This window comes from Streptomyces sp. XD-27, assembly GCF_030553055.1.
In the GTDB taxonomy this organism is placed as follows: domain Bacteria; phylum Actinomycetota; class Actinomycetes; order Streptomycetales; family Streptomycetaceae; genus Streptomyces.
Genome location: NZ_CP130713.1, coordinates 2669308 through 2681124 on the forward strand (window position 1 = coordinate 2669308; position 11817 = coordinate 2681124).

The following is an 11817-nucleotide window of genomic DNA, read 5'->3' on the forward strand; positions in this document are numbered from 1 at the left end:
CGGTGTCGGACCAGGGTCAGGGCGCCAGCCAGTCGGTCACCGCGCGGGCGGTGGTCGCCGCGTGGGCCTCCATCATCGTGAAGTGGTTGCCCGGCACGTCCACGGCCGTGTGGGGCAGGTCCCAGTACGCGCGCCAGTCGCCGTCCGCGTCGCCGCGGGTCCAGTCGAAGAGGCGTTCACCGGCCCGTACCAGTAGGGTCGGGCTCTTGATTTCCCGCGGGCGCCACTCGCCGAAGAGGCGGAAGTACGCGCCCATGGCCAGCAAGCGCTGGTCGTCCATCGGTACGTAGCCCTCGGCCCGCTCGTCCATGCCCGTTGTCAGGCCGGGCTGGATCGCGACGGCCGCCTCCGTGTCGTGGGAGTAGATGTCGAGCAGGACGACGGCCTGGGGGAAGACGCCGTCGGACTCCAGGCGGGCGGCGACCTCGTGGGCGAGCATGCCGCCGGAGGAGTGGCCCAGGAGGACGAACGGGGCGCCGTCCGCGTGGCGCACGACCGCCTCGGTCTGGGCCTCGATCGCCGCCTCGGCGTGCGCGGGCAGCTGCTCCCCGGGCTGGAAGCCGGGAGCGGCCAGCGCCCAGACGTCCCGGTGGCCGCGGAACCCGGCGGCGAACCGCGCGTACTGGTGCGGGCCCGAGATCGACAGGATGGAGGGCAGGCAGATCAGCGACGGACGCGTCTCGCCTCGTGAGAGGCGGACCAGGGCCGGGGGGCGGCGGAGTTCCGCGGTACTGGCGAAACTCTCGCGGAACCCGGAGACGTCCATGAGGAGCTTGGTGAACTCCGCCTGCCTGCCCTGCTCGGCCGCCTCCCGCATCATCGCCGCGAACACGGCCGTCGCCGGTTCGGTGTCGGGATGCGTGTTCCGTGCCGTGGCCGCGTCGGGCTCTCCGGCCGTGGTCGCCACGTGTTCCCGCAGGTGCCTCGCGACCAGCGTCGGCGTCGGGTGGTCGAAAAGCAGCGTCGGGGGCAGCCGCAGGCCGGTGGCCGCGTTCAGGCGGTTGCGGAGCTCCACCGCCGTGAGCGAGTCGAAGCCCAGCTCCAGGAAGCCGCGGGTGGTGCCCACGGCGTCCGCCGACGGATAGCCGAGGATCGCCGCCGCCTGGCCGCGCACCAGGTCCAGCAGCAACTGCTCCTGTTCGGCCGGGTCCAGGCCGGACAGTCGGCTTGCCAGTGTTGGGCCGTTGCTCGCGACGTCGCCGGATTGCGACGCGCGCCGCCTCGGTCCCCGTACCGGGCCTACGAGACCGCGGAAGACGGCGGGCAGCGCGCCCGCCGCGGCCTGCTCGCGCAGCGGGGCGGTGTCCAGGTGGAGCGGGATCAGGAGGGCGTCCCCGTTGGCGCCGTCCCCCTCGGCCCCGTCGGCGCCGTGGAAGCCGCCCGCGCCGCACGCCGCGTCGAACAGGTCCAGGCCGTCCCGCGAGGACAGCGGCGCCATCCCGGAGCGCGCCATCCGCAGCACGTCCGCGTCCGCCATGTCGCCGGTCATGGCGCTGCGCTGCTCCCACAGGCCCCAGGCCAGCGACAGGGCGGGCAGGCCCTGGGCGCGGCGGCGCCGGGCGAGGGCGTCCAGGAAGGTGTTGGCCGCCGCGTAGTTGCCCTGTCCCGGCGCGCCGAAGACACCGGCCGCCGAGGAGAACAGGACGAACGCGGACAGGTCCATGTCCCGCGTGAGGTCGTGCAGGTTCTGCGCCGCGGCCACCTTCGGGCGGAGGACGGTGTCGATCCGGTCCGTCGTCAGGACCGGGAGGAGTCCGTCGTCCAGCACGCCCGCGGTGTGGACCACCGCGGTGAGGGGATGGGCTTCGGGGATCTGCGCCAGCAGCCGGGCCAGTGCCTCCCGGTCGGCGGCGTCGCAGGCCGCGACGGTCACCTCGGCGCCCTCGGCCGTGAGATCGGCGACCAACTCGGTCACACCATCCGCCTGTTGGCCGCGCCTGCTGGTGAGCAGCAGATGCCGTACGCCATGCCGGGCGACCAGGTGCCGGGCCAGCAGCCCACCGAGTACGCCCGTGGCGCCGGTGACCAGGACCGTACCGGTCGGCTCGAAGGGGGACTTCTGGTCCTGGTTCTGCTTCTCCACGCGTACCAGGCGCGGTGCGGACACGTTGCCCCGCCGGACCGCGAGTTGCGGCTCTCGCGTCGCCACCGCCGCCGCCAGGACGCCGTACGAGGGCTCCTCGTCGTCCAGGTCCAGCAGGAGGAAACGGTCCGGGTTCTCCGTCTGGGCCGTGCGCACCAGACCCCATACGGGGGTGTGTGCCAGGTCCGGTACGTCGGCTGCGGCGTCGGTCGCGACGGCCCCCCGGGTGACGAACGCCAGCCGCGCCCCGGAGAACCCGTCCTCTGCGAGCCAGGTCTGGACGGAATCCAGCGCCGCGTGCGCGGCCGAGCGGGCGTCCTCGGCCACATCGCCGGTGCCGTCCTGGGCGCAGGGCAGCAGCACCAGGTCCGGCCGCGGCCTGCCCGAGGCGAGCACACCGGCGAGCGTCTCCAGGTCGTCGTACGCCTCCCAGTCGGCCCCGGCCGCGTCCAGCGCCCGGCCGAGTCCCTGGCTGTCCGCGCCGACCACGGCCCAGCGGCCGGTGGTGTCCGGGCTTACGGGGACAGGGACGGGCACCGGCGTCCATTCCAGCCTGAACAGCGAGTCGTGGTACGCGACCTGGGCCGCCCGCAGCTGTTCGGGCGCGATCCGCCGCAGGGCGAGGTGGTCCACCGACGCGACGGGGCCACCGGTCTCGTCCGCCACTGTCAGGGCGACGGCGTCGGGACCGGCCGGGGCGATCCGCACCCGCAGCGCGGCCGCACCGGCCGCGTGCAGCGTGACGCCGCTCCAGGAGAACGGGAGCCGGATGCCGTCCGCGTCCGGCCCCGGGCCCTCCTCCCCCGGCGTCGTACCGGCACCGTCTCCGCCCGGCGCCGAGCCGAGGAAGTCTCCCCCAGCGCGGCCGCTGGGAGGTGCCCCCAGCGCCACACCGTGCAGGGCCGCGTCCAGCAGGGCCGGGTGCAGCCCGAACAGGGCGGCGTCCGCCCGCTCCCGGCCGTCGAGCGCCAGCTCCGCGAAGACCTCGTCGCCGCGCCGCCAGGCCGCGCGCAGCCCCTGGAACGCCCGGCCGTAGCCGAACCCGCTCGCCGCGAAGCCTTCGTACAGCCCCGCGACGTCGACGGGTCGGGCGTCGGCGGGCGGCCAGGCGGTCAGCGCCTCGGGCCTGCGGTCCGTCGCCTCGGAGACCGCGAGGACGCCGCCGGCGTTACGGCTCCAGCGCTGGTCCGAGCCGCCGCCGTCGCCCTCGGGCGCCTCCGGGCGGGAGTACACCTCCAGTGTCCGGCGGCCGGTGTCGTCGGCCTCGCCCACCGTCAGCCGCAGCTGGACCCCGCCGCGCTCGGGCAGGAGCAGCGGCGCCTCCAGGGTCAGCTCTTCGAGCGCGTCGCAGCCGACCTGGTCGCCCGCCCGGACGGCCAGCTCCACGAAGGCCGTACCGGGCAGCAGGACGGTGCCGGAGACGGCGTGGTCGGCGAGCCAGGGGTGGGTCTGGAGCGAGAGCCGTCCGGTGAGCAGGAAGCCGTCGGAGTCGGGGAGTTCGACGGCGGCGCCGAGCAGCGGGTGCCCCGCGGCGCCGAGGCCCGCGGAGGCGACATCGCCGACGGAGCGCGGGACCTCGATCCAGTACCGCTCGTGCTGGAAGGCGTACGTGGGCAGGTCGACGCGGCGCGCGTCGTCTCCGTACACGGCGTGCCAGTCCACGGCGACACCGCCCGCCCAGGCCTCGCCCAGCGACAGCCAGAAGCGCTCCAGGCCGCCCTCGTCACGGCGGAGCGAGCCGAGCGCGACGGCGTCGCGGCCCGCGGACTCCGCGGTCTCCTGCACGCCCATCGTCAGCACCGGGTGCGCGCTGGACTCGACGAAGACCCCGAAACCCTCATCCAGCAACCGCCGAACAGCCGCTTCCAGTTCGACCGTGCGGCGAAGGTTGGTGAACCAGTACTCCGCGTCCAGCTCCGGGCCCTTGACCCACTCCCCCGTGACGGTCGACAGGAACGGCACGTCCGCCGCCTTCGGACACACCGGGGCCAGGCAGGTCAGCAGTTCCTCACGGAGCAGCTCCACCTGGGCGGAGTGCGAGGCGTAGTCCACGGGAACGCGGCGCGCCCGGACCTCGTCCGCCTCGCACGAGGCCAGCAGCTCGTCGAGGGCCTGCGGCTCGCCGGAGACGACCACCGACGCCGGGCCGTTGACGGCCGCCACCGAGATCCGCTCCTCGCCCCACCGCTCGATCCGCTCCCGCACCTCGGCCACCGGCAGCGCGACCGACACCATCCCGCCCTTGCCCGCCAGCACCCGGCCGATCACCTGACTCCGCAACGCCACCACACGCGCCGCATCCTCAAGCGACAGCACCCCCGCCACACACGCCGCCGCGATCTCGCCCTGGGAGTGGCCCACCACGGCGGCGGGTTCAACGCCCAGCGAACGCCACAACTCAGCAAGCGACACCATCACCGCGAACAGGACCGGCTGGACGACGTCGACGCGCTCCAGCGAGGGAGCGCCCGCCTCGCCGCGCAGCACATCCACCAACGACCAGTCGCAGAACTCCGCCAGTGCGGCGGCGCACTCCTCGATACGGGCGGCGAACACCGGCGAGGCATCCAGCAGCCCCACCGCCATCCCCACCCACTGCGACCCCTGCCCCGGGAACACGAACGCGGTCCTGCCCGCCGTGCCGGTCCCCCCGACCACGTGGGGGAAGGGTTCGCCCTGGGCCAGGGCCGCCAGGCCGCGGCGGAAGTCCTCCGGCTCCGCGCCCACGACGACCGCGCGCTCGTCCAGAGTGCCGCGGGTCGCGGCCAGCGACCAGCCGACGTCGGCCGGGCGCAGGTCCTGATGCGCTTCGATGTGTGCGAGCAGCTTGCGCGCCTGCGCCCGCAGGGCCGTCTCCGTACGGCCGGACAGCACCCACGGCAGGACGCCCGCCGACAGCTCGCCGGTGGGCTCGGGCCGTGCGGCGGGGGGTTGTTCGAGGATCGTGTGCGCGTTGGTGCCGCTGATGCCGAAGGAGGACACGGCGGCGCGGCGCGGGCGCCCCGTCTCCGGCCACTTCCGCGCCTCCGTCAGCAGCGCGACCGCGCCCGCCGCCCAGTCCACGTGCGGCGACGGCTCGTCGACGTGCAGGGTCTGCGGCAGCACCCCGTGCTCGATGGCCTTGACCATCTTGATGATCCCGGCGACACCGGCGGCGGCCTGGGTGTGCCCGAAGTTGGACTTCACCGAGCCCAGCCACAGCGGGTTGTCGTCCGTGTGCTCCTGGCCGTAGGTGGCCAGGAGCGCCTGCGCCTCGATCGGGTCGCCCAGCGTCGTCCCCGTACCGTGCGCCTCGACCACGTCCACGTCGGCGGCGGTCAGCCGGGCGCCGGCCAGGGCCTGCCGGATGACGCGCTGCTGCGACGGGCCGTTCGGGGCCGTCAGGCCGTTGCTGGCGCCGTCCTGGTTGATCGCGGAGCCGCGGACCACCGCGAGCACCGGGTGGCCATTGCGCCGGGCGTCCGACAGCCGCTCCACCAGCAGCATGCCGACGCCCTCGCCCCAGGCCGTCCCGTCGGCGGCAGCGGCGAACGGCTTGCAGCGGCCGTCCGTCGCCAGGCCGCGCTGCTTGCTGAACGCCACGAACGTACCCGGCGTCGCCATGACCGTCACACCGCCGGCCAGCGCCAGCGAGCACTCACCGTTCCGCAGCGCCTGGACGGCCATGTGCAGCGTCACCAGCGACGACGAGCAGGCCGTGTCGACGGTGACCGCCGGGCCCTCCAGCCCGAAGGTGTACGAGACCCGGCCGGAGGCGACGCTGCCGGAGCTGGCCGTGCCCATGTAGCCCTCGAGGCCGTCCGGGTTGCGGTGCAGGAGCGTGCCGTAGTCGTTGTACATGACGCCGGTGTAGACGCCGGTGCGGCTGCCGCGTACGGCGGCGGGGTCGATGCCCGCGCGCTCGAACGCCTCCCAGGTGGTCTCCAGCAGCAGCCGCTGCTGCGGGTCCATGGCCAGCGCCTCACGCGGCGAGATCCCGAAGAAGACGGGGTCGAAGTGGTGGGCGTCGTGGAGGAAGCCGCCGTTGCGGGCGTAGCTGGTGCCCTGCCGGTCCGGATCGTCGTCGTAGAGCCCGTCGATGTCCCAGCCGCGGTCGGTCGGCATGTCGGTGATCGCGTCCCGGCCCTCGGTGACCAGCGTCCACAGGTCCTCGGGGGTGCGGACGCCGCCGGGGTAGCGGCAGCTCATCGCGACGATGGCGATCGGCTCCTCGCTGCCCGCGCTCCCCGCCGGAGCCGGGGTCACGGGTGCGGCGGTGTCGGCCGCGGAGCCGTGGACCTCCTCCCGCAGATGGCGGGCGAGGGCGGCGGGCGTCGGGTAGTCGAAGACCAGCGTCGCGGGGAGCCGGACGCCGGTGGCCGTGCCGAGCCGGTTACGCAACTCCACCGCCGTCAGCGAGTCGAAGCCGACGTCGCTGAACGCGCGCTGTGCCTCGACCGCTTCGGGGCCCGCGTAGCCCAGGACGGCCGCGACCTGGGTGCGGACGAGGTCCAGGACGATACGGTCGGCCTCGCCGGCCGAGACTCCGGCCAGGGCCCGCGCCAGCGAGCCGGTCTCCGCGCCGCCGCTCTGGGCGGCGCGGCGCGGCGGGACGCGGACGAGGCCACGGAACAGCGGAGGGAGCATGCCGCCGCCGGCCTGGGCGCGCAACGCGGCCATGTCCAGTGGCATGGGCACCAGCAGCGCCTCACCGGTACGGGCCGCCGCGTCGAACAGCTCCATCCCCTGCTCGGCGGTGATGGCGGAGACCCCGCCGCGCCGCAGCCGCGCCAGTTCCGCCTCGTCGAGGTCGCCCGCCATACCGCCGGACTCCGCCCAGAGGCCCCACGCCAGCGAACTCGCCGCCAGTCCTTGGGACTTGCGATGCTGGGCGAGGGCGTCCAGGAAGGCGTTGGCCGCCGCGTAGTTGCCCTGCCCGGCGCCGCCGAAGACGCCTGCGGCCGACGAGAACAGCACGAACGCGGACAGGTCCATGCCCTCGGTCAGCTCGTGCAGATGCCACGCCGCGTCCACCTTCGGCCGCAGGACGCGGTCGATGCGCTCCGGGGTCAGCGAGTCGATGACGCCGTCGTCGAGGACACCGGCGGTGTGGACGACGGCGGTCAGCGGGTGCGCGGCGGGGATGGCGGCCAGGGTGGCGGCCAGGGCGTCGCGGTCGGCGACGTCGCAGGCGGCCAGGGTGACCTCGGCGCCCAGCGCGGTCAGGTCGTCGCGCAGCTCGGCCGCACCGGGCGCGTCGGCGCCGCGACGGCTGAGCAGCAACAGATGCCGTACCCCGCGCTCGACGACCAGATGCCGGGCCACCAGGCGGCCGAGCGTGCCCGTCGCGCCCGTGACCAGGACCGTGCCCTCGGGGTCCAGTGTGGGGGCGTGGTGGTCAGGGGCGGCGGCCGCGCGCGCCAGGCGCGGCGTACGGAGCACGCCTTCCCGTACGGTGACCTCCTGCTCCGCGCAGGCCAGCGCGGCGGGCAGGGCCGCGAGCGACGACGCGTGGGCGTCGGTGTCCACGAGCACGATGCGACCGGGGTTTTCTGACTGGGCGGAGCGCACCAGGCCCCGCACGGCCGCGTGCGCGAGCGCGTCCGAGGTCAGGACGGCCAGGCGGGTGTCGTCGCCGAACCGCTCGTCGCCCAGCCACTGCTGGAGCAGGGCGAGGGTGTCCGCGGTGGCCCGGCGGGCGGCCTCCGGTGCCTCCGCGCCGTCTCCGGCGGGCGGGGACACGATCACGAACTCCGGTGCGGGCGTGCCGGATTCCAGCGCCGCGGCGAGCGCCGTCAGGTCGGCGTAGGCGGAAGGCTTGTTCCCCAGCCCCGCCCCTTCCCGCAACCGGGGCTCCGCCCCAGACCCCGAGTTCCCAGGGGCTTCGCCCCCGAACGCCGATGTCAGCCCGAACATGTCGGGACCCACGACCGCCCAGCGACCCGCCGAGGAGACGGGTTCCGGCGTCGGGACCGTCGTCCACTCCACCCGGAACAGCGCGTCGCCGACGCCGCCGCCCCGGGCCGCGCCCAATTGCTCCGGCGCCACCGAGCGCAGCGCCAGACCCGCCACCGACGCCACGGGGGCGCCCGTCACGTCCGCGAGTTCGAGCCGCACGCCGCCGTTGCCGGCGGCGGAGAGCCGGACGCGCAGCGCGTCGGCGCCCACCGAGTGGACGGCCACGCCGTTCCAGGAGAACGGCAGCCGGCCGCCTTCGGCGGGCTCGACCAGGTCGCCCAGGCCGATGCCGTGCAGCACGGCGTCCAGCAGCGCCGGGTGGAGGCTGAACAGCCCGGCCCCGGGTTCGGTGCCTTCGGGGAGCGCGACTTCCGCGTAGATGTCGCCACCGCGCCGCCAGGCGGCCCGCAGGCCCTGGAAGGCGGGCCCGTAGGCGAAGCCCGCCGCTGCCAGCCCCTCGTACAGGCCGTCGGTGCCGATCCGCTCCGCGTCGGCGGGCGGCCAGGCGCTCAGGTCGAACGAGGCCGGGGTGGCGCCCTCCGCGAGCACACCGGTGGCATGCCGCAGCCACGGCTCTCCCCCAGCGCTGCCTCCCCCAGCGCGGCCGCTGGGGTGCCCCCAGGAGGTGCCCCCACCTCGACCGCGCCGTCAGGGCGCGAGTGGAACGCCAGCGAGCGGCGGCCGGTGGCGTCCTGGGCGCCGACGGCGATCTGCACCAGGACCCCGCCCCGCTCGGGCAGGATCAGCGGCGCTTCGAGGGTGAGTTCCTCCAGCAGGTCGCAGCCTGCCCGTTCGCCGGCGCGGACCGCCAGTTCCACGAACGCCGTGCCGGGCAGCAGGACGGAGCCCATGACGGCGTGGTCCGCCAGCCAGGGGTGGGTCTCCAGGGCGAGCCGGCCGGTGAACAGGAACCCTTCGGCGTCGGCGAGGGCCACGGCGGCGCCGAGCAGCGGGTGGTCGGCGGAGCCGAGTCCGGCAGCCGTGACGCCGCCGAAGTCGGTGCCCGCGTCCAGCCAGTAGTGCTCGCGCTGGAAGGCGTAGGTGGGCAATTCGACGCGCTGGGCGCCGGTGCCCGCGTAGTACGCCGCCCAGTCCAGGGCGACGCCCCGGACGTGCAGCCGGGCGAGGCCGGTGGTCAGCGCCTCGGCCTCGGGCCGGTCCTTGCGCAGGACGGGGACGAAGGCCCCGCCCTCACCGGTCACGCACTCCTGCGCCATCGCGGACAGCACTCCGTCCGGCCCCAACTCCACGTACGTCGTCACGCCCTGCGCTTCCAGCGTCCGTACGCCATCGAGGAAGCGGACCGCCTCGCGGACGTGCCGCACCCAGAAGTCGGCGGTGGTGATCTCCTCGGCGGGCACGACGGCGCCGGTCAGGCCGGAGACCACCGGGATCTTCGGCGCGTGGTACGTCAGGCTCTCGGCGACCTTGCGGAACGGCTCCAGCATGCCGTCCATACGGGGCGAGTGGAACGCGTGGCTGACGGCGAGCCGCTTGGTCTTCCGGCCCTCGGACGCGAAGTGCTCGGCGACCTCCAACGCCGCGTCCTCGTCACCGGCGATGACGACGGACGACGGGCCGTTGAGCGCGGCGATGTCCACCCTCTTACCGAGCAGCGGACGGACCTCGTCCTCCGACGCCTGGACGGCGATCATCGCGCCACCGGCCGGGAGTTCCTGCATCAGACGGCCGCGCGCCGCCACCAGCAGGCAGGCGTCCGCCAACGACAGCACGCCCGCCACATGCGCGGCGGCCAGCTCACCGATCGAGTGCCCGGACAGGAAGTCAGGGCGCAGGCCCCATGCCTCCACCAGGCGGAACAGCGCCACCTCGACCGCGAACAGCGCGGGCTGGGTGAACCCGGTCCGGTCCAGCAGCGCCGCGTCGCCGCCGAACAGCACCTCCCTCAGCGGCCGTTCGAGGCGCGGGTCCAGCTCCGCGCACACGGCGTCCAGCGCCTCGGCGAAGACGGGATACGTCTCGCACAGCTCACGGCCCATGCCGAGCCGCTGGCTGCCCTGACCGGTGAACAGGAACGCCACCTTGCCGCGCGTCTCGGCGTCCTGGACCAGCCCGGCGGCCGTCCGGCCCTCGGCCATGGCCGCCAGGCGGTCGAGGAACTCCGCGCGGTCACCGGCGATTACCGCGGCGCGGTTCTCCAGCGCGGTGCGGGTGGTGGCGAGCGAGTAGCCGAGCGATGTCGGGTCCAGCTCGGGGTGGGCGGCCACGTGCGCGCGGAGCCGCTCGGCCTGGGCGCGCAGGGCGTCCTCGCCCTTGCCCGACAGCACCCAGGGCTGCACCGGCAGCGTCCTGTCCACGGTGCCGGGGCCGCGGTCATCCGTGTCGATGTCCTCCGAATCGATGCCCTCCGGCTCGGCGTCCTCCGGCTCCGGGGCCTGCTCGATGATCAGGTGGGCGTTGGTGCCGCTGATGCCGAACGAGGAGACGGCGGCGCGGCGCGGCCGGTTGCCGGTCTCGGGCCACGGCCGGGCCTCGGTCAGCAGCTCGACCGCGCCCGCCGCCCAGTCGACGTGCGGGGTGGGCTCGTCGACGTGCAGCGTCTTGGGGACGGTGCCGTGCTCGATGGCTTTCACCATCTTGATGACGGCGGCGACCCCGGCCGCGGCCTGGGTGTGGCCGATGTTGGACTTCACCGAGCCCAGCAGCAGCGGCCGTTCGGCGGTCCTCTCCTTGCCGTACGTGGCCAGCAGCGCCTGCGCCTCGATCGGGTCGCCCAGCGTCGTGCCCGTACCGTGCGCCTCGACGACGTCGACGTCGGCGGCGGTGAGCCGGGCGCCGGCCAGGGCCTGGCGGATGACGCGCTGCTGGGACGGCCCGTTGGGGGCGGTGAGGCCGTTGCTCGCGCCGTCCTGGTTGATGGCGCCGCCGCGGACGACGGCCAGGACCGGATGGCCGTTGCGGCGGGCGTCGGAGAGCCGCTCCACGAGCAGCATGCCCGCGCCCTCGGACCAGCCGGTGCCGTCGGCGGCGGCCGCGAACGACTTGCAGCGGCCGTCGAAGGACAGCCCGCGCTGGCGGCTGAACTCGGTGAACGTACCCGGCGTCGACATCACCGTGACGCCGCCGGCGAGCGCCAGCGAGCACTCGCCGTTGCGCAGCGCCTGCATGGCCAGGTGCAGGGTGACCAGCGACGACGAGCAGGCCGTGTCGACGGTGACGGCCGGGCCCTCCAGCCCGAAGGTGTACGCGACGCGGCCGGAGGCGATGCTGCTGGAGCCGCCGGTGCCGAGATAGCCCTCGACGCCCGGCGGTACGGCCCGCAGCCGCGAGGCGTAGTCGTGGTACATCACGCCCGCGAAGACGCCGGTGCGGCTGCCGCGCACCGTGGTGGCGTCGATACCGGCGCGCTCGAACACCTCCCAGGTGGTCTCCAGCAGCAGCCGCTGCTGCGGGTCCATGGCCAGCGCCTCGCGCGGGTTGATCCCGAAGAACGCCGGGTCGAACTCGTTGGCGTCGTGCAGGAATCCGCCCTGGCGGACGTAGCTGGTGCCCTGGCCGTCCGGGTCGTCACTGAAGAGCCGTTCGATGTCCCAGCCGCGGTCCGTGGGGAACGCGGAGATCGCGTCGCCGCCCTCGGACACGAGCCGCCACAGGTCCTCGGGCGAGCCGACCCCGCCGGGGTAGCGGCAGCTCATGCCGATGATCGCGATCGGCTCCCGGTCCTCCGACTCCACCTCGTGCAGGCGGCGCCGGGTCTCGTGCAGGTCGGCGGTGACCCGCTTGAGAAAGTAGCGGAGCTTTTCCTCATTCATTGGTGCGTTCCCCACGGTCTTGTC

The 11817-nt window shown here is 74.6% G+C and carries 1 pseudogene; it reads right to left on the minus strand.

From position 1 onward, the window contains the following. Nucleotides 1-16 precede the first annotated feature (16 nt). Nucleotides 17-11793 (minus strand): annotated as a pseudogene (locus tag Q3Y56_RS11695) (type I polyketide synthase). Between the last annotated feature and the right edge of the window lie 24 nt (nucleotides 11794-11817).